We start from the raw sequence: 19436 nt of genomic DNA on the forward strand, positions 1-19436 counted from the left end.
GGTTAGATGAGCGACCTTGCGAGAGAAATTACACCGGTCAACATTGAGGAAGAGCTGAAGAGCTCCTATCTGGATTATGCGATGTCGGTCATTGTTGGCCGTGCGCTGCCGGACGTCCGAGATGGCCTGAAGCCGGTTCACCGTCGCGTACTTTACGCCATGAACGTATTGGGCAACGACTGGAATAAAGCCTATAAAAAATCTGCCCGTGTCGTTGGTGACGTAATCGGTAAATACCACCCTCATGGTGATACCGCCGTTTACGACACCATTGTTCGTATGGCGCAGCCATTCTCCTTGCGTTACATGCTGGTAGATGGTCAGGGTAACTTTGGTTCTGTCGATGGCGACTCCGCAGCGGCGATGCGTTATACGGAAATCCGTATGTCGAAAATCGCCCATGAGCTGATGGCTGACCTGGAAAAAGAAACGGTGGATTTCGTCGATAACTACGACGGCACCGAACAAATTCCTGACGTCATGCCAACCAAAATTCCTAACCTGCTGGTGAACGGCTCGTCCGGTATCGCGGTAGGTATGGCGACCAACATTCCGCCGCACAACCTGACGGAAGTGATCAACGGCTGCCTGGCATACATTGACGATGAAGACATCAGCATTGAAGGGCTGATGGAACATATTCCGGGTCCGGACTTCCCGACCGCCGCGATCATCAACGGTCGTCGTGGTATTGAAGAAGCCTACCGTACCGGCCGTGGCAAAGTGTACATCCGCGCACGCGCGGAAGTCGAAGCGGATGCCAAAACTGGCCGTGAAACCATCATCGTCCATGAAATTCCGTATCAGGTGAACAAAGCGCGCCTGATCGAGAAAATCGCCGAGCTGGTAAAAGACAAACGCGTTGAAGGTATCAGCGCGCTGCGTGACGAGTCTGACAAAGACGGTATGCGCATCGTGATTGAAGTGAAACGCGACGCAGTCGGGGAAGTGGTTCTGAACAACCTCTACTCCCAGACCCAACTGCAGGTTTCTTTCGGTATCAACATGGTTGCGTTGCACCATGGACAGCCGAAAATCATGAACCTGAAAGATATTATTGCTGCGTTTGTACGTCACCGCCGTGAAGTCGTAACCCGCCGTACTATCTTTGAACTGCGTAAAGCCCGCGACCGTGCGCACATCCTTGAAGCACTGGCGATTGCGCTGGCGAACATCGATCCGATCATCGAACTGATCCGCCGTGCGCCGACCCCGGCAGAAGCGAAAGCAGGGCTGGTCGCGCGTTCGTGGGAGCTGGGTAACGTTTCTGCCATGTTGGAACGTGCCGGCGATGATGCCGCGCGTCCTGAATGGCTGGAACCGGAATTTGGCGTGCGTGACGGTCAGTACTACCTGACTGAACAGCAGGCCCAGGCCATTCTGGATCTGCGTTTGCAGAAACTGACCGGCCTTGAGCACGAAAAACTGCTCGACGAATACAAAGAGCTGCTGGAGCAGATCGCTGAACTGCTGCACATTCTGGGTAGCGCCGATCGTCTGATGGAAGTCATCCGTGAAGAGATGGAGCTGATTCGTGAACAGTTCGGCGACGCACGTCGGACCGAAATCACCGCGAACAGCGCTGACATCAACATCGAAGATCTGATTAGCCAGGAAGATGTTGTCGTGACCTTGTCTCATCAGGGCTACGTGAAATATCAGCCGTTAACCGATTACGAAGCGCAGCGTCGTGGCGGTAAAGGCAAATCTGCAGCACGAATTAAAGAAGAAGACTTTATCGACCGCCTGCTGGTGGCCAACACCCATGACACGATCCTCTGCTTCTCCAGCCGCGGTCGTTTGTACTGGATGAAGGTTTATCAGTTGCCGGAAGCAAGCCGTGGTGCGCGTGGACGTCCTATCGTCAACCTGCTGCCACTGGAAGCTAACGAACGTATCACCGCAATTCTGCCAGTACGTGAGTACGAAGAAGGCGTCAACGTCTTCATGGCAACCGCCAGCGGTACCGTGAAGAAAACAGCGCTGACCGAGTTCAGCCGTCCGCGTTCAGCCGGTATCATTGCGGTTAACCTGAACGAAGGCGATGAGCTGATTGGCGTTGACCTGACGTCTGGTAGTGACGAAGTTATGCTGTTCTCTGCTGCCGGTAAAGTGGTGCGCTTCAAAGAAGGGGCTGTTCGTCCGATGGGACGTACCGCGACCGGCGTACGCGGTATCAAACTGGCGGAAAGTGACAGCGTGGTATCGCTGATCGTTCCGCGCGGTGAAGGTGCTATCCTCACCGTTACCCAGAACGGCTACGGTAAGCGTACAGCGGCGGAAGAGTATCCGACCAAGTCTCGTGCGACCCAGGGCGTTATCTCCATCAAAGTCACCGAGCGCAACGGTTCCGTTGTCGGCGCAGTGCAGGTTGAAGATACCGACCAGATCATGATGATCACCGATGCAGGTACGCTGGTGCGTACTCGCGTGTCGGAAATCAGCGTGGTAGGGCGTAACACCCAGGGCGTGATCCTCATCCGTACTGCGGAAGATGAAAACGTTGTGGGTCTGCAACGCGTTGCTGAACCGGTTGATGATGAAGAGCTCGACTCCATCGACGGTAGCGCTGCTGAAGGGGACGAGGATATCGCGCCTGAAGCGGAAAGCGATGACGATGCAGCGGACGACGCTGAAGAGTAATTAAGACGTGATAAAAAGGGCCGGAAATATCCGGCCCTTTTTTTTAATTCATTCGCTCCACTATCATCGCAATGCCCTGACCGCCGCCGATGCACAGCGTGGCCAGTCCAAGCGTTTGATCCCGTGCCTGTAGCGCATGCAGCAGCGTCACCAGTATTCGCGCGCCGCTGGCGCCGATAGGGTGTCCCAGCGCAATTGCCCCACCGTTGACGTTAACCTTTTGCGGATCAAATCCCAGCGTTTTACCAACGGCAAGAAACTGAGCAGCAAATGCTTCGTTGGCTTCGATCAGATCGATATCAGAAAGCTGTAAGCCGCTCAGTTGCAGTGCCTTCAGCGTGGCGGGAACCGGCCCCATCCCCATCATAGCCGGAGCTACACCGCCACTGGCCCAGGCTTTGATTCGTGCCAATGGCTTCAGCCCAGCCTCCAGTGCTGCGGACTCTTCCATTATCACTAATGCCGCTGCACCGTCGTTGATCCCCGAGGCGTTACCTGCGGTGACGGTTCCTGCTTTATCAAAGGCTGGACGCAATGCGGCGAGGCCTTCTGCCGTCGAGTCAGCTTTGGGGAATTCGTCACGCTCAACGATGATGGTTTTCTTCCGTGATGACACGCTGACGGGCACGATTTCAGCCTCAAATGCGCCAGACTCGATTGCGGCAACGGCTTTACGCTGTGACTGCAGAGCCAGTTCATCCTGCATTTCGCGGCTGATGCCATACTCTTTGGCAACATTTTCTGCAGTGATCCCCATGTGGTAACCATGCTCGGCGCAGATCAGGCCGTCGCGCAGAATCACGTCGGACAATTGCCCGTCACCGAGGCGATAGCCCCAGCGGGCTTTTGCATCTAACAGGTAGGGGGCAAGGCTCATGTTTTCCATCCCTCCCGCGACGATCGCCTGGGCTTGTCCGGCCTTGATAGCGAGGGCGGCAAGCGCCACGCTTTTCAGGCCAGAGCCGCACACTTTGTTGACTGTAAAGCCGCAAACGGTGTCGGACAGGCCGCTTTTTAATAATGCCTGACGCGCTGGGTTTTGCCCGAGCCCTGACTGCAGCACGTTGCCCATAATCACCTCGTCCACGCGCTGTGGGTCAAGGTGCGCGCGTTCAAGAGCGGCTCTAATGACGATTGATCCAAGCTCGACGGCACCCGTAGTTGCCAGTGCGCCGTTAAAACTGCCGATTGCGGTACGTGCCGCGCTGACGATGACACAGTTTTTCATTTTTCAGTTCCTTTAATTAAGTTGTTGCCGTCAGAACAAGGTCAATCCAATAACAAAAATGACGCCGGAGAAGAGCAGGGCGGTGATGCAGTAGCCCATAATGTCGCGTACTCCGAGACCGGCGATGGCCAGCGCGGGTAGCGCCCAGAACGGTTGTGCCATGTTCATCCACTGCTCACCGTAGGCGATGGCCATGACTGATTTGCCAAGATCGGCACCCAGCGCCTGAGCGGCAGGCATGACGAACGGTCCCTGAATAACCCAATGGCCACCGCCGGATGGCACGGCAAAGTTAATCAGTGCTGAACTGAAGAAAGTCATCAGTGGGAAGGTATCTTTGTTGGCAACGTTGATGAAAAATTCAGTAATGAGCCCACCGAGGCCGGAGTGCTCCATCATCAACTGAATGCCGGCATAGAAGGGGAATTGCACCAGAATCCCGGCGGTACTCCGTGCGGCAGCACTAACGGCACGCATATAGGCCATCGGCGTTTTGTGCAGCAGCAGACCGGCAATCATAAACATCAGGTTGACGGTGTTGATGGTGATGTTGAAACCTTTCTCGGCAAAGTAGATACCCAGATAGGCAATCCCTAATGCACCGATGATCAGCGCCAGAATGCGGCTCTCTTCCAGTTTTTCAGATGGCGGCGCATCTGGCGGTAGTTTCTTCTGAAAATCAGCTTCTTCCAGTAACAGTTTCGGATCGATGCTCACCACATCTGAAGGTTTTGGCGTCATCATCCGGGTGATAAACGGCATCACCACAATCAGGCCGAGCGTGATGAAAATATTGAAGCCGGTGAACAGGGTATCCGCGACAGGAATGAGGCCCGCTACGTGCTCGACCGGGTTGCCAGGCGTTGCCGCCAGCAAAGGCATTGAGCCGGAGAAGCCGCCGCCCCAGGTCAGGAACCCGATGTAGGCGCAGGCAATCAGTAACGGATAATCGGAACCCGGTACCCGACGAGCAACTTCGCGGGCGAACATCGCCCCGACCACCAGACCAAATCCCCAGTTAATAACGCAGGCAACTGAACCAAAAAAAGTCACCAGCATGACGCCCTGAGCGGGGGTTTTGGCGGCGGATGCCGCCGTACGCAGCAGGCTTTTCACCGGCCCGGAACTGGCTAACGCATGGCCGGTTACGATGATCAGCGCCATCTGCATACCAAACGCCAGCAGGTTCCAGAAACCGTCGCCCCAGAATTTCACCATGCTGATGGGAGTCTGCGGCGTTAACCACAGCGCGATGCCAAAGGTCAGCAACGTTAATAACATGGCGAAAATCAGTGGGTCGGGCAGCCAGCGGCTGACTACCCGTGTCATAAAGCGGGCGATGCGGCCAATCATGCGTCACCTCGCAGGATGCGCAGATCGTCGGCAATTTCAAACTGTGCTTCGGTTTTTTCACATAGCGTGGCGATGTCGCATCCTTCGACGATTTCAGTCAGCCACATCTTGCCATCTATAAAGCGGAATACAGCCAGCTCGGTGACCAGCATATGCACAGCATGCTGTGCAGTGAGCGGCATGGTGCATTGACGCAGGATTTTTGCGGAGCCGTCTTTTGCGCAATGCTCCATGGCGATAATGACTTTACGCGCACCGGTCACCAGATCCATTGCGCCACCCATGCCGGGCACCATCTTGCCGGGAACCACCCAGTTGGCGAGGTTTGCCTGCTCATCGACCTGCAACCCGCCAAGCACACAGGCATCAACATGACCGCCGCGAATCAACGCGAACGACATGGCGCTATCAAACATCGCCGCGCCCGGCAAAATACCGCACGGTTGGCCGCCCGCGTTCACCAGGTCAGGATGGGCGGTGGTGACTGGGCCCAGTCCCAGAAAACCGTTCTCAGATTGCAGCGTAATGTGAATATCAGCAGGTAAGTAGTTAGCTACCATCGTTGGCAGGCCGATACCTAAGTTGACGATATCGCCATCGCGAAGTTCTTGCGCCACCCGGCGCGCAATACGTTGTTTAGCATCCATGATTAGCTCTCCTGTGGAATGACGATATGGTCGATAACGGCGCCGGGGGTCACAATCTGGTCAGGCTGCAGCTCCCCTGTTTCAACCATTTCGTCCGGTTCGACCAGCGTGATATCAGCGGCGAGGGCAATCAGAGGGTTAAAGTTACGGGCGCTGAGCTGGTAGGTGAGGTTGCCAAGCATGTCAGAGCGGTGGGCGCGAATAAGCGCTAAATCGGCGCGTAATGGGCGTTCAAGCAGCCAGGTTTTACCCTCAAGCGTCATGGTTTGCTTGCCTTCTTCCACGATGGTGCCAACGCCAGTGGGGGTCAGAAAGCCGCCAAGACCCGCGCCGCCGCAGCGAATCTGCTCGATCAGGGTACCTTGCGGAACCAGCTGTACATCCATCTCGCCGGCAATCATGCGACGACCGGTTTCCGGGTTTGTACCAATGTGCGAGGCAATCACTTTGCTCACCCGCCCATTGACGATCAGGGGGCCGATACCGGTATCGACAAAGGCGGTATCGTTAGCAATCAGTGTCAGATCTCTGACGCCGGATTCCAGCAGGGCTTCAACCAGACGAGGTGGTGTGCCAACGCCCATAAAACCACCGACCATGATGGTCATGCCGTCACGAAAGAAGCCCGCAGCGTCTTGTAAGGTAATCAGTTTTGTTTTCATTATGTTTCCCTTTTTGCATACTCCATTTTGGGTACGCTCAGGGAATTGCAAGCAAGGTGCCAGAATGACTAAAGAAACGTATTAATGTTTAGTTGATTGAATTTATTGGTTTATTTTTATGGTCTTGGTGAAAGGAGACCACGAGGGGTTATGCAGAATTTTGCGCAGTGTGCAAAATTCTGCATAGCAAATTTGCGTATCAGGAACCCGATGGGTCGATGCCGTACTCTTGTAATTTATACATTAAAGCGCGACGGCTAATTCCCAGCATCAGCGCCGTGCGGGTGCGATTGCCGTCCTGATTGTCGAGGACTTCGAGGATAATTCGTTTTTCCTCACGCTTAATCTCTTCTTTCAGATTGCGTTCCCCGGAGTAAGTCGGTTTTGTTTCTGTTGTGGCGCTAACCGGGTTGCGCAACGGGTCGGGGAGATCGTCGGCAAAGATCACCGCGCCGGTATTCATAACGACTGCACGTTCGATGACGTTTGACAGTTCGCGAATGTTACCGGGCCAGGGCCAGGCGGTGAGTATCGACATCGCCGTCGGGTCGATTTCGATAATATCCCGCTGATTTTCAGAGCTGAATTTTTGTAAAAAGTGGTTTGCTAATAAGGCAATATCTTCACGACGCTCGCGTAAGGGCGGCAAAGTCAGATGGATAACGTTGAGCCGGTAAAACAGGTCTTCGCGAAACGTTCCTTCCTTCACCATCGTTTGCAGACAGCGGTTGGTGGCGGCGACGATTCGAATGTCAACGCGAATGGTCTGGTGCCCGCCGATGCGTTCAAACTCCCTCTCCTGCAAAATGCGCAGCAGCTTGGCCTGCAGCACCAGCGGCATCTCGCCAATTTCATCAAGCAATAAAGTTCCCTGATGAGCGCGTTCGAACAATCCCTGGCGCAACGTCTGTGCCCCGGTAAACGCGCCTTTTTCGTGACCAAATAGCTCGCTTTCCAACAACGACTCCGGCAGGGCCGCGCAGTTAATTTTGATAAAGGGGCCATTGGCGCGTTTGCTGTTGTAGTGAATGGCGCGGGCGATCAGCTCCTTTCCTGTGCCGCTTTCACCGCTAATCAACACGTTTGCCTGGGAGAGAGCAATTTTCGCCGTGTCTTTACAGATATCCATCATACGCGGGCTGGTGGTCAGAATGTGTCCCCACTGCCAGCTGGTGGTCAACGCTTTATGCAGATTGCGGATTTCCTGTTTCATCTCCTGCAGTTGCAATGCGCGTTGAATCACCATGCTTAGCTCGTCGAGATCAAAGGGCTTAATCACGTAGTCGAATGCGCCGCTACGTAAAGCTTCTACTGCGGTTTCTACTTCAGCGTAAGCGGTCATCAGAATGACGGGGATCCGTGGTTGCTGCGTGCGCATAACTTTCAGCGCGTCGATACCGTCCATCTCCGGCATGCGAATGTCCATCAGCACCACGTCTGGCTGCGTTTCGCTAAACAGGCTCAGCGCGGCTTTCCCGTCGCTGGCGCAATGTGTCTCATGCCCTTGCAGGGAAAATGCGGTGGCAAGCATACGGCGAACATTTTCTTCATCATCAACGATGAGAATACGATAGGTCGTTTTCATTCTGACGGATTTCCCTGCGGGTTAAGAGGTAAAATCAGAGTGAATATCGCCCCGCAGCCAGGCTGGCTGGTTACGTGGATATCCCCCTGATGCGCGTTGATGATGCGCTGGCTCAGCGCCAGTCCAAGACCGGTGCCTGATGCTTTTGTCGTAAAAAAGGGATCGAATATTTTCTTCTGTATGGCGAGATCGATACCGTTGCCATTATCTTCAATCATCACGGCCTGTTGCGAGGCCGAGTATTGCCAGGTACGGATGCGAATTTCGCCTCGCGCAGCGATCGCCTGTACCGCATTGATTAAAATATTGAGGATCACCTGTTTGAGGAGTTCGCGATCGGCGACGATCGGCGGCAGGCTGGGATCTAATTCCGTTGTAAAGGCGATCCGTGCCTGCAGGCCAGCGGTTTGCACCAGGATTAGCGTCTCTTCAATGAGCGCATTGAGCCGAATCTGTTGCCACTGGCTTTGTCGTGGGCGAGAGAAATCTAACAGTTGCTGAATAACTTTATTGATGGAATCAATTTCATTCAGCACAACAGATAAATATTCCTGATGTTCCGGCAGCGAGGTTTGCTGGCGGATGATCTGGACGTAGCCACGAATTGCAGTCAGCGGGTTTCGCACTTCATGCGCGACGCCGGCCATCAGCTCACCCAGGGTGGCAAGCCTTTCGGTTTGCGCCAGTCGACGCTGGGTCTCTTTACGGGCGGTTAAATCGGAGAAAATAACCAGCGCGCCAATCAGCTCGCCGTGTGCGTTATGGATCCGACTGGTGGTTACACTGATCTCAATGGTGCGTTCTCGTCCTGGAAAGCTAATCTCCTGGGCCACATGTTCAGTACCGTGCTCAAGGGTGTCCAGTACCGGGCTATAAAACTGCGTATTGGCAAAGAGTGTCGCATAGGGCTGTCCGACCAGCTCATGCAGCGTGTAGCCCGTTATCTGTTCTGCCGCCGGGTTCATGGTGGTAACGTCGCCTTGCCTGTCGATGGCGATCACGCCATCTGCGGCATTTTCAATGATCAGATCGTTAAGGGTTTTGGTTTCCCGTAGCGTTTGTGCCAGCGCATTGACGCTACGGCTGATTTGTCCTAACTCGCCGGGGAGTTCAGGCAATCGGGTAGGGGTTTTTTGTGCCAGCGTGGAAAGCCCATCGGTGATGATGTCGATATTCGCACTGAGTCGACGTGAGAAGTGCACGATGAGCAGCAGGCTACAGATGAGCCCGGCAACCAGTACGGCAATAATCCTGACGTCCATTCTCCAGGCCTGCTGGCGGATATCTTCGGTGAGCTCATTGGCCCAGATATACCCAATAACCTCTCCCTGGCGCGCTATTGGGATCATCGAGTTGAGTATGTCGCCGCGAACCTGTCGCCCGGAATAGACCACAGGCGCGTTGCTACTCATCACTTCGCGTCCGGGATGATCCTCGGTGATGGTGATACCTACGTTGCCTTGGTAAAGCGCGGAGGGGGCGTAGGTGATAATGGCATCCAGCGCTTTGTGATAATACCCGGCGCCAATGCCGGGAAACGCTTGCGTAATGCGCTCGGTGATGGGGGCCAACTCTTGATTAAGCGCGCGAATGCGTGCTTCACGCGGCAAATTTGGGTAGTGACTAAAGCGGTCGCCCAGCGCATCGTTTAGCAGGGTTATCACCGATGACAGTTTTTTCTCTTTTTCAGATAAGACTGCTGAACGGCCTTCAGTTTCTACGATATAACCTATAGATATCGTCGGAATGATGACCATCAGGATGGCCATCATGATCATTTGGTTGCGTAATCGTCGTGGGTATAACCGACGAGCCAGCCATCTCAGGTCGCGCATTCTGACATCCGTGCAGTGTTTTTCAGGCAAACGACGATTATCACGGGTTAAGACAATGGTTTCAGAGCGGTGTATCATATTCCCGTAAAGAGAGGGCATTGCGACGCCGGACATTTACCGCTACCTTAACCACACTCTATTAATGCCCTGAGGCGGAGCTTCGCCCCTTTGAAATACCTTGCTTCCGTTCATTCAACGCTAAAAGTCTCACGCTATCTGTTCAGGGCGTTGGCGCTCCTGATCTGGGGGCTAATCGCATTTGCCTCCGTTTTCTACATCGTGAATGCGCTGCACCAGAGAGAGTCCGAGATTCACCAGGAGCTTAACCTCAGTTCCGATCAGGCCCAACGTTACATTCAGCGCACCTCTGATGTGATTAAGGAGCTGAAATATATCGCGGAGAATCGCTTAACGGCGGAAAACGGCGTGATGTCGTTGCGCGCGCGGGATGATAAAACCGCCGTGCCAAACTTCGAGCCGCTGTTTGCCGACTCCGACTGCTCGGTGATGGGCAACGCCTGGCGAGGTTCGCTGGAATCGCTGGCGTGGTTTATGCGCTACTGGCGGGATAACTTTTCCGCGGCCTATGATTTGAATCGTGTGTTCCTGATCGGCAGCGATAACCTTTGCATGGCCAATTTCGGTCTGCGTGATATGCCTGTCGAACGTGACGGGGCGTTGAAGGCGCTGCATGAGCGCATTATTAAGTATCGCAATGCACCGCAGGACGAAAACGGTAATAACCTGTTCTGGATTAGCCAGGGGCCGCGGCCGGGGATAGGCTATTTCTATGCGCTGACGCCGGTTTATCTCGCTAATCGCCTGCAGGCGCTGTTGGGTGTGGAACAGCCTATCCGCATGGAGAACTTTTTCACGCCGGGCAGTTTGCCGATGGGTGTGACCATCCTTGATGAAAATGGTCATGCGCTGATTTCGCTCACCGGCCCCGAGGGGAATATTAAGGCTGAACCTCGCTGGATGCAGGAGCGCTCCTGGTTTGGCTATACGTCGGGTTTTCACGAACTGGTGCTGAAGAAAAACCTGCCCCCGTCATCGCTAAGCATTGTTTATTCAGTACCGGTCGACCTGGTGCTGGAGCGGATCCGCATGATGATCCTGAACGCTATTCTGCTGAATGTGCTGGTTGGCGCGGCGTTATTTATGCTCACGCGCATGTATGAGCGGCGCATTTTTATTCCTGCGGAAAGCGATGCCCAGCGTCTGGAAGAGCACGAGCAGTTTAACCGTAAAATCGTGGCTTCTGCGCCGGTTGGGATTTGTATTCTGCGTACGATAGATGGCATTAACATCCTGAGTAATGAGCTGGCGCACACCTATCTCAACATGCTAACGCATGAAGACCGGCAACGGTTAACGCAAATTATCTGCGGCCAGCAGGTCAATTTTGTTGATGTGCTGACCAGCAACAATACCAATCTGCAAATCAGCTTTGTGCACTCGCGCTATCGTAATGAAAACGTGGCAATTTGTGTGCTGGTTGACATCAGCGCGCGCGTTAAAATGGAAGAGTCGTTGCAGGAGATGGCGCAGGCGGCGGAGCAGGCGAGCCAGTCCAAATCGATGTTCCTTGCGACGGTAAGCCACGAGCTGCGTACGCCGCTGTATGGCATTATCGGTAACCTTGATTTGTTGCAAACCAAAGAGTTACCCAACGGAGTGGATCGCCTGGTGACGGCGATGAACAACTCTTCCAGCCTGCTGTTGAAAATTATCAGCGATATTCTCGATTTCTCGAAAATTGAATCTGAACAGCTGAAGATTGAACCGCGCGAGTTTTCACCGCGTGAAGTAATGAATCATATTACGGCTAACTATCTGCCGCTGGTGGTTCGCAAACAGCTGGGGTTGTACTGCTTTATCGACCCGAATGTACCGGTGGCGCTCAATGGTGACCCGATGCGTTTACAGCAGGTGATTTCCAATCTACTGAGTAATGCTATCAAGTTTACCGATACCGGCTGCATTGTGCTGCACGTGCAGTGCAACGAAGACTATCTCAGTATTCGCGTGCGTGATACCGGGGTTGGGATCCCAGCCAAAGAGGTCGTCCGCTTGTTCGATCCTTTCTTCCAGGTGGGAACCGGCGTACAGCGTAATTTCCAGGGAACCGGGCTTGGTTTGGCTATCTGTGAAAAACTGATCAGCATGATGGATGGGGATATTTCCGTCGATTCTGAACCGGGAATGGGTAGCCAGTTTATGCTGCGTATTCCGCTTTATGGCGCGCAGTACCCGCTGAAAAAAGGTATCGAAGGGCTTGTCGGCAAACGTTGCTGGCTGGCGGTGCGTAACGCTTCGCTGTACCAGTTTATTGAATCCAGTCTGGCGCGTAACGGGATGACGGTGCAGTGCTATGAGGGACAGCAACCGGATGCGGATGACCTGCTGATTGCCGACGATGTGCTGGACCAGGCGTGGCAGGGACGTGCCGCGGTGATTTTCTGCCGTCGTCATATCGGTATTCCGCTGGAAAGGGTGCCCGGGGAGTGGGTGCACAGCGTGGCATCGCCTCACGAATTGCCCGCGCTGTTGGCGCATATCTACAGCCTTGAGCTGAGCAGTGAAGAGCTTTCAACGGCGTTGCCAGCCCCGGATAAAGTTGCTGCAACTAACGATGACATGATGATTCTGGTGGTCGACGATCATCCTATCAACAGGCGTTTACTGGCCGATCAGTTGGGATCGTTGGGGTATCAGTGTAAAACCGCGAATGACGGCGTGGACGCACTCAATGTACTGAGTAAAAACCATATCGACATCGTGCTGAGCGACGTTAACATGCCGAATATGGATGGTTATCGTCTGACCCAGCGTATTCGCCAGTTAGGATTAACCCTGCCGGTTGTCGGCGTGACGGCCAACGCGCTGGCTGAAGAGAAGCAGCGTTGTCTGGAGTCAGGTATGGATAGCTGTCTGTCTAAGCCGGTGACGTTAGATGTATTGAAGCAAACGCTGACGGTCTATGCGGAAAGAGTGAGAAAGGCGCGGGAATAAAAGAGGCCGGATGGGGCGTTTGCCTTATCCGGCCTACGTAACACGCACAACATTGTGTCATTCGTAGGCCTGATAAACGCCGTGCCATCAGGCACGTCGATGTTAAAAGAATTACTCTTTGTCTGATGGACTCAGCGTGACGGAAGAAAGGTAATTCAACAGGGCGATATCGTTTTCCACACCGAGTTTCATCATTGCCGACTTTTTCTGGCTGCTGATGGTTTTAATACTGCGGTTGAGTTTTTTCGCGATTTCAGTAACCAGGAAACCTTCGGCAAACAGGCGCAGAACTTCGCTCTCTTTCGGTGACAGACGTTTGTCGCCGTAACCGCTGGCGCTGATTTTTTCCAGCAGACGAGAAACGCTTTCCGGGGTGAATTTCTTACCCTTCTGCAGCGCGGCAAGCGCTTTCGGCAGATCTGTTGGCGCGCCTTGCTTCAGGACAATTCCTTCAATATCGAGATCCAGCACCGCGCTCAGGATTGCCGGGTTGTTGTTCATGGTGAGAACAATAATCGACAGGCTCGGGAAATGGCGCTTGATATACTTAATTAACGTGATCCCGTCACCGTATTTATCTCCCGGCATGGAGAGGTCGGTAATCAACACATGAGCATCTAACTTAGGCAAATTGTTGATCAGTGCAGTGGAGTCTTCAAATTCGCCGACAACGTTTACCCACTCGATTTGCTCAAGTGATTTACGAATACCGAACAGTACAATCGGGTGGTCATCGGCAATAATTACGTTCATAGTGTTCATGTATTGGGCTACCTTGCTACAGCAAGCTCTTGACGTAATCGTCAATGTCGCTGATGTATTTTTCTATACCTGGAGCATCTTTCTCTTGAATAAGATGTTCCAGCGCTTCACATAACTGCTTGCCGGGTACCAGATTAAGCATGGCAAACACGCCTTTCAGGCGATGGGCCGTTTGGGCTAACGCAGCGAAATCGCTGGTTGCTGCCTCAGTATACAACCTCTTAACATCATCCGGTACTGTGTCTACAAAGAGTGCATAGTAACCACTGGCATGAAGTTCGGCGTTTTCATCTCCGCCGAGGGGGAGTTCCTGGATCTCTTCTTGTGCCAGCTGCTCTTCTATCAGCTCGAGGACAGCTTCCTGCATAGCATTGCTCATATTAAAGTTGACGCGCAGCTGACCAGGGCCAATTTTCCGCACGCCAGACTCATCATCGCTTAAAAGAAGGCCTGAGGCAGTAAGATTAGACGGATTATCTGTTAAAAAGAGATCATATTCTTGACTATTCAACCGCTCATCAGGCGTGATGCAGGTTGCTCCCCAGTTCTCCAGTTGGCGTAATACGATGCTGCGTACGTCATTAGAGGTGACATCAACCATTATGCAGACGTCATCTAACAAACGCTCTTCACTTTCAGCATGTTGATCGTGCAGCGGCATTTTAACATGGACTATATAACGTGTTCCAAGTTCTTCCCGCGCTTTAATGTTCAGGTGTCCACCTAGCTTGCGGGCGAGCTGATCGCATAACCAGAACGTCAGCGGGTTGGCCTTGCTATACCGATCGCCCTGGGTGTCATTGATGAACGGGAAGTGCAGGTTATCAACTTCATTCAACGTGACACCTTGCCCGGTATCCAGAATGCGGAAGGTCAGGCGTTCAGTCTCCGATTCATCCTGGTCGACTTCCAGCGTGATTTTGCCAATTTGCGTGGTGGTTACCGCATATTGGATCAGCAACAGCAAAATACGGCGCAGGGCATCGCGGTCGCCGCGGCGTTCATCATGGGCGCTAAGGTGATTTTTAATCAGTAGCTGCAGCCCTTTACGTTTAATGGCTGGCAGAACCTCCGGAACCACGTCATCAATTAACGACTGCACGGAAAACAGCGTCGATTCACTTTTCCAGGCGTCGCTTTCCAGCAGGTTGGCCAACTGGATTTCATCTACCATACGCACCAGAACGTCTGCCTGATTGGCCAGTTTCTGGCTGTCCGGGCTATTCAGTGCGGCAGCATTAGCGGCAAGTGTTTTCGCCGGGTCTTTCAGTGCGCTGCCGATATTCTGCATAAAGGCCGCTCGGGCCTGCTGGTTTTTCTCATACAGTCGCTGCGCTTGTTTCAGCTTCTTATTAACCAGCACTTCGCGGTCCTGGTCACGAATAATAAAGATCTGCGTTCTCGATGAGATCTGGCTGCGGAACAGCCGGATCTCATACAGCTCATTATTGATGGTGGCCTGAATCACCCCCTGATGCTGCTCCGCCATACTGGTAATGTTTTGCAAATTTAAATGCGGTAACAGGTGGTCGGCAATTTTATTGCTGATAACCGTGCGGTTTGCTTCTTGATCGTGCACCAGCAAGCCCAGAGGCAGCAGAGACACAATCTCTTCATTGATGGCGCGCAGAACACGCAGTTCATTATTTGCCGCAAGGTTTGGTACCACTTCGGTGGAACGGGCAGGGAGGTGGCGAAAGGTGGTATAGCCAAACAGCGCCAGGGCCAACAAAGCAATGTTGAGTAACAGCGGCAGCAGAATGCTTTGTAAGGTGTCGAGCAGCAATGAGCCAAACGGAACCTGCCACACCAGCCGCATATCCGTTGAGTTTAGCGCCGAAGAGACCTCAATTTTACTGTTGTTGAAATTAATGCTGACGCTGTCAGGCGACTCTTTTTCATTCAGATGCTCGGTTGTTGACGTGGCATCTGGAACCAGATGGAAGCTGTCCAGCGGCATGCCGGGTGGGATCAAGTCATTAATCGGCAGGTCAAAGGCGACAACCGTTGCCAGATGTCCAGGCTGATTAAAGGTCGTGCGTAGCGTGAAGTAATGCCCGTTCTGCCATGCCAGACGGCGCAGTGAAGAGAAGCTTTCACGTTCATCCAGTGCATTGGCCTGTTGTAACATTTCCGCGCGCCGTGAATCGACAATATTACCAATCGTCGACTCTTTAAAACCGGAAGTCAGATCTTTTAGCGGCAACGTTGAGATAAGGATCAGGCTATTGTCCTGACCATTCAGGTAATACATAGACCACGGAACATTTTCCGCGCCCCACAGCGTATCAAGATAGGTTGAGATGCGTTGGGTCATCTCCAGCGTAGAACTGTCATGGGAACCGAAAATCAACGCCTCGGTCTTTCTGCGCGGTTTCTCAAGATAATAGACGTCTTGTTTCAGACGCGTTTCCTGCAGTCCTTCTGCACCAGGTGAACTGGCCGTGGCGGCAATATTGTCATAGATTTGCCAGGTCACGTATCGCCAGGTATCGACCCTTTTATGAATGGCATGGGTGATATCGACAATCTGATAGCTCTTATCCTTTAACCAGGTGTTGACGGCGCTCTGGACCATAACGCCCATCATCACCAACAGCACAACGATCAGTAATAAGAAGAAACGGGTAATACTTCCCGGTAGCAGGGAGAATCGGGTAGAAGCCGTTGTGTCAGACTGACTCATTCGTGTTTATGACCTGTTAAACGACGCGAAAGATGATGGGGCAGTATAAAGGGTAATATATGAATTGCCACACTTACACCACGCCGGATGGCCCGCATTTTTTACGCTCCATTCTGTTGCAGCTATGACAATGCAAAGGTGTACAGTGGATAAAGGCGGGTACAAATATTTGTACGGAATGTATACATTTAGCATTAAATAACAAGAAATTATTAATCAGATTTATATCTGAATACGACGCAATGAGATAGTTAATAGTTGTTATAGTTTTGCATCGGTAGCACAGAACGGTAAGTTTTGTGTAAAGAAGGGTAAAAAAAAACCGAACGCGAAGCATTCGGTTGAAATAGGGGTAAACAGACATTCATGAATGAATGACGGTAATAAATAAAGTTAATGATGATAGCGAGTCTATTTTAGTTGCGAGTGAAGATTTTGTTTTGTCAGTCAGTGCTATAACTATTTTCAAGGTAACATATTGATTTTAAATTTAATTAAAATAGTTCTTGATTATTTGTGCTTATTTTGCCTGTTTTTTGATTTTAAAAAAGTTCCCTCGTATTAATATTTTGAAACACCTATGCCGATAAATGAAACACCTTAAAAGTTTTAGTATCATATTCGTGTTGGATTATTCTGTGTTTTTGCGGAGAATGAAGTTGCCGACTGGTTAATGACCTTAATCAGTATGCAGTGGCATAAAAAAGCAATAAAGGCATATAACAGAGGGTTAATAACATGAAAGTTAAAGTACTGTCCCTCCTGGTACCAGCACTGCTGGTAGCAGGCGCAGCAAATGCGGCTGAAATTTATAACAAAGACGGCAACAAATTAGACCTGTACGGTAAAGTAGACGGTCTGCACTATTTCTCTGATGACTCCACTAAAGATGGCGATCAGACCTATATGCGTATCGGCTTCAAAGGCGAAACCCAGGTTAACGACCAACTGACCGGTTACGGCCAGTGGGAATACCAGATTCAGGGTAACTCCTCTGAAAACGAAAACAACTCCTGGACCCGTGTGGCGTTTGCTGGTCTGAAATTCGCTGACGTAGGATCTTTCGACTACGGTCGTAACTATGGCGTAGTTTACGACGTAACGTCCTGGACCGACGTTCTGCCGGAATTCGGCGGCGACACCTACGGTTCTGACAACTTCATGCAGCAGCGTGGTAACGGCTTCGCGACCTATCGTAACACCGACTTCTTCGGTCTGGTTGATGGCCTGAACTTTGCCCTGCAGTACCAGGGTAAAAACGGTAGCCCGGAAGGCGAAGGTATGACTGGTGTGACCGGCAACGGTCGTGATGCGCTGAGTCAGAACGGCGACGGCGTTGGCGGATCTATCACTTATGATATCGGTGAAGGCTTCGCGCTGGGTACTGCAGTCACCAGCTCCAAACGTACTGACGAGCAGAACCGTCTGAACTTCGGTACCGGTGACCGTGCTGAAACCTACACTGGCGGTCTGAAATACGACGCGAATAACGTTTACCTGGCAGCACAGTACACCCAGACCTACAACGCAACGCGTGCGGGCAACCTGGGCTGGGCTAACAAAGCACAGAACTTTGAAGCTGTTGCGCAGTACCAGTTCGACTTCGGTCTGCGTCCGTCCGTGGCTTACCTGCAGTCCAAAGGTAAAGACCTGAACAATGGTTACGGCGACCAGGATATCCTGAAATATGTTGATGTTGGCGCGACCTACTACTTCAACAAAAACATGTCTACCTATGTTGATTACAAAATCAACCTGCTGGATGACAACCAGTTCACCCGTGATGCTCGCATCTCTACCGATGATATCGTAGCGCTGGGTCTGGTTTACCAGTTCTAATCTGCGCTCATGTCGTTAAAAGGCCCTGCGGGGCCTTTTTTAATGCCGTTTTTTCGTCGTACAAACAACGATTTTTGGTGTACTCTTGCGCCCGTTCGCATGAGGATAATTACGTATGGAAGTGAATTTCTATCGCGCAGCACTACTGGCTGTGACGATCTTTTTTGTCGGGTGCGATGAAGCCCCGAAACCTGCCCAGACCACACAACCTGCCACCGTTCTGGAAGGTAAAACCATGGGCACTTTCTGGCGGGTCAGTGCGGTGGGCGTAGATGCCAAACGCGCCGGGGAACTGCAGGCGAAGATCCAGGCTCAGCTGGATGCCGACGATCAGCTTCTCTCTACCTATAAAAATGATTCTGCGTTAATGCGCTTTAACCTGTCGAAAAGCCTGTCGCCATGGCCGGTTAATGATGCTATGGCCGATATCGTGACTTCGGCGTTACGCATTGGCGCAAAAACCGGTGGGGCCATGGATATTACCGTGGGTCCGTTGGTCAATCTGTGGGGCTTTGGCCCGGATCAGCAACCGGTGCATATTCCTACGCAGGCGCAAATTGACGCCGCAAAAGCGCAAACCGGGCTTTCACATCTGAAGGTTGTTAATGAGGCGCATCGGAACTACCTGCAAAAAGATTTGCCCGAGCTGTACGTGGATCTCTCGACCGTTGGCGAAGGTTATGCCGCCGATCATCTGGCACGATTAATGGAGCAGGAAGGGATCGCCCGTTATCTGGTATCCGTTGGTGGAGCATTGAACAGCCGCGGTATGAATGCAGACGGGCTTTCGTGGCGAGTCGCGATTCAGAAACCGACCGATCGCGAAAACGCGGTGCAGGCGATTGTCGACATTAACGGGCATGGCATTAGCACCTCCGGCAGCTACCGTAACTATTATGAGCTGGATGGTAAGCGCCTTTCCCATGTTATTGATCCGCAAACCGGTCGTCCGATTGAACACAACCTGGTGTCTGTAACGGTAATCGCACCAACGGCGCTGGAGGCTGACGGTTGGGATACCGGTTTGATGGTTCTCGGTCCGGAAAAGGCCAAAGAGGTGGTGCGTCGTGAAGGACTCGCGGTCTATATGATTATAAAAGAGGGCGAGGGGTTTAAAACCTGGATGTCGCCGCAGTTTAAAAGCTTCCTGCTCAGCGAAAAAAATTAAAAAGCAAGATTGC

Annotated in this window: 12 protein-coding genes; 4 read left to right on the top strand and 8 right to left on the bottom strand. The window is 52.3% G+C overall.

All coding sequences use genetic code 11. From position 1 onward, the window contains the following. Nucleotides 1-6 precede the first annotated feature (6 nt). Nucleotides 7-2643, top strand: a complete 2637-nt coding sequence (gene gyrA, locus HV229_RS08285) for a DNA topoisomerase (ATP-hydrolyzing) subunit A (protein WP_046275481.1) — start codon at nucleotides 7-9, stop codon at nucleotides 2641-2643. 43 nt (nucleotides 2644-2686) lie between these two features. On the opposite strand, the gene HV229_RS08290 is transcribed toward gyrA, so the two are convergent. The 6 genes from HV229_RS08290 to atoS all read right to left on the bottom strand — a co-directional run bounded on the left by HV229_RS08290 (nucleotide 2687) and on the right by atoS (nucleotide 9953). Beyond that, entirely contained in the window at nucleotides 2687-3871 is a 1185-nt protein-coding gene (locus HV229_RS08290) for an acetyl-CoA C-acetyltransferase (protein WP_075847746.1), read from the bottom strand. Between the two features lie 30 nt (nucleotides 3872-3901). Next, the gene (locus HV229_RS08295; RefSeq protein ID WP_016153794.1) at nucleotides 3902-5224 is read right to left on the bottom strand and encodes a TIGR00366 family protein; all 1323 of its coding nucleotides are present in this window, start codon (nucleotides 5222-5224) and stop codon (nucleotides 3902-3904) included. Continuing rightward, the gene (locus HV229_RS08300; protein WP_016157021.1) at nucleotides 5221-5871 is read right to left on the bottom strand and encodes a 3-oxoacid CoA-transferase subunit B; all 651 of its coding nucleotides are present in this window, start codon (nucleotides 5869-5871) and stop codon (nucleotides 5221-5223) included. The genes HV229_RS08295 and HV229_RS08300 overlap by 4 nt, the downstream gene beginning before the upstream one ends. A 2-nt stretch (nucleotides 5872-5873) precedes the next feature. Next, nucleotides 5874-6533 carry an acetate CoA-transferase subunit alpha gene (gene atoD / locus HV229_RS08305; protein ID WP_016157020.1) on the bottom strand — a complete coding sequence of 220 codons (660 nt, stop codon included), beginning with the start codon at nucleotides 6531-6533 and terminating at the stop codon, nucleotides 5874-5876. A 199-nt stretch (nucleotides 6534-6732) separates the two neighbouring features. Then, nucleotides 6733-8118, bottom strand: coding sequence for an acetoacetate metabolism transcriptional regulator AtoC (gene atoC / locus HV229_RS08310; protein ID WP_019077262.1), 1386 nt, complete (start codon nucleotides 8116-8118; stop codon nucleotides 6733-6735). After that, on the bottom strand, nucleotides 8115-9953 hold the full coding sequence (gene atoS, locus HV229_RS08315; RefSeq protein ID WP_032947136.1) for a two-component system sensor histidine kinase AtoS: 1839 nt from the start codon (nucleotides 9951-9953) through the stop codon (nucleotides 8115-8117). Before atoS ends, atoC begins: the two co-directional genes overlap by 4 nt. A gap of 168 nt (nucleotides 9954-10121) precedes the next feature. Here atoS and rcsC point away from each other — a divergent pair, with 168 nt between their 5' ends. Beyond that, the gene (gene rcsC, locus HV229_RS08320) at nucleotides 10122-12968 is read left to right on the top strand and encodes a two-component system sensor histidine kinase RcsC (RefSeq protein WP_016157017.1); all 2847 of its coding nucleotides are present in this window, start codon (nucleotides 10122-10124) and stop codon (nucleotides 12966-12968) included. A gap of 111 nt (nucleotides 12969-13079) precedes the next feature. On the opposite strand, the gene rcsB is transcribed toward rcsC, so the two are convergent. Both rcsB and rcsD read right to left on the bottom strand, forming a co-directional pair. Continuing rightward, on the bottom strand, nucleotides 13080-13730 hold the full coding sequence (gene rcsB, locus HV229_RS08325; protein WP_003027592.1) for a response regulator transcription factor RcsB: 651 nt from the start codon (nucleotides 13728-13730) through the stop codon (nucleotides 13080-13082). 16 nt (nucleotides 13731-13746) lie between these two features. Beyond that, on the bottom strand, nucleotides 13747-16416 hold the full coding sequence (gene rcsD, locus HV229_RS08330) for a phosphotransferase RcsD (RefSeq protein WP_181547262.1): 2670 nt from the start codon (nucleotides 16414-16416) through the stop codon (nucleotides 13747-13749). A gap of 738 nt (nucleotides 16417-17154) precedes the next feature. Between rcsD and HV229_RS08335 the strand changes: the two genes are divergently transcribed. Then, nucleotides 17155-18255 (top strand): porin OmpC, encoded by a 1101-nt coding sequence (locus HV229_RS08335; RefSeq protein WP_016153787.1) that lies wholly within the window; start codon nucleotides 17155-17157, stop codon nucleotides 18253-18255. 115 nt (nucleotides 18256-18370) lie between these two features. Next, nucleotides 18371-19423: an FAD:protein FMN transferase ApbE gene (gene apbE, locus HV229_RS08340; protein ID WP_016153786.1), complete on the top strand. Its 1053-nt coding sequence runs from the start codon at nucleotides 18371-18373 to the stop codon at nucleotides 19421-19423. The last annotated feature ends 13 nt before the right edge of the window (nucleotides 19424-19436 follow it).

This window comes from Citrobacter sp. RHBSTW-00524 (assembly GCF_013747755.1).
Classification (GTDB): Bacteria; Pseudomonadota; Gammaproteobacteria; order Enterobacterales; family Enterobacteriaceae; genus Citrobacter; species Citrobacter braakii.

Excerpts from the sequence above, each read along its gene's own strand:
- HV229_RS08290 (WP_075847746.1), bottom strand. The coding sequence starts at position 3,871 with ATGAAAAACTGTGTCATCGTCAGCGCGGCACGTACCGCAATCGGCAGT.
- atoD (WP_016157020.1), bottom strand. The coding sequence starts at position 6,533 with ATGAAAACAAAACTGATTACCTTACAAGACGCTGCGGGCTTCTTTCGT.
- atoS (WP_032947136.1), bottom strand. The coding sequence starts at position 9,953 with ATGCGCGACCTGAGATGGCTGGCTCGTCGGTTATACCCACGACGATTA.
- HV229_RS08335 (WP_016153787.1), top strand. The coding sequence starts at position 17,155 with ATGAAAGTTAAAGTACTGTCCCTCCTGGTACCAGCACTGCTGGTAGCA.
- rcsD (WP_181547262.1), bottom strand. The coding sequence starts at position 16,416 with ATGAGTCAGTCTGACACAACGGCTTCTACCCGATTCTCCCTGCTACCG.
- apbE (WP_016153786.1), top strand. The coding sequence starts at position 18,371 with ATGGAAGTGAATTTCTATCGCGCAGCACTACTGGCTGTGACGATCTTT.
- HV229_RS08295 (WP_016153794.1), bottom strand. The coding sequence starts at position 5,224 with ATGATTGGCCGCATCGCCCGCTTTATGACACGGGTAGTCAGCCGCTGG.
- HV229_RS08300 (WP_016157021.1), bottom strand. The coding sequence starts at position 5,871 with ATGGATGCTAAACAACGTATTGCGCGCCGGGTGGCGCAAGAACTTCGC.
- gyrA (WP_046275481.1), top strand. The coding sequence starts at position 7 with ATGAGCGACCTTGCGAGAGAAATTACACCGGTCAACATTGAGGAAGAG.
- atoC (WP_019077262.1), bottom strand. The coding sequence starts at position 8,118 with ATGAAAACGACCTATCGTATTCTCATCGTTGATGATGAAGAAAATGTT.
- rcsB (WP_003027592.1), bottom strand. The coding sequence starts at position 13,730 with ATGAACACTATGAACGTAATTATTGCCGATGACCACCCGATTGTACTG.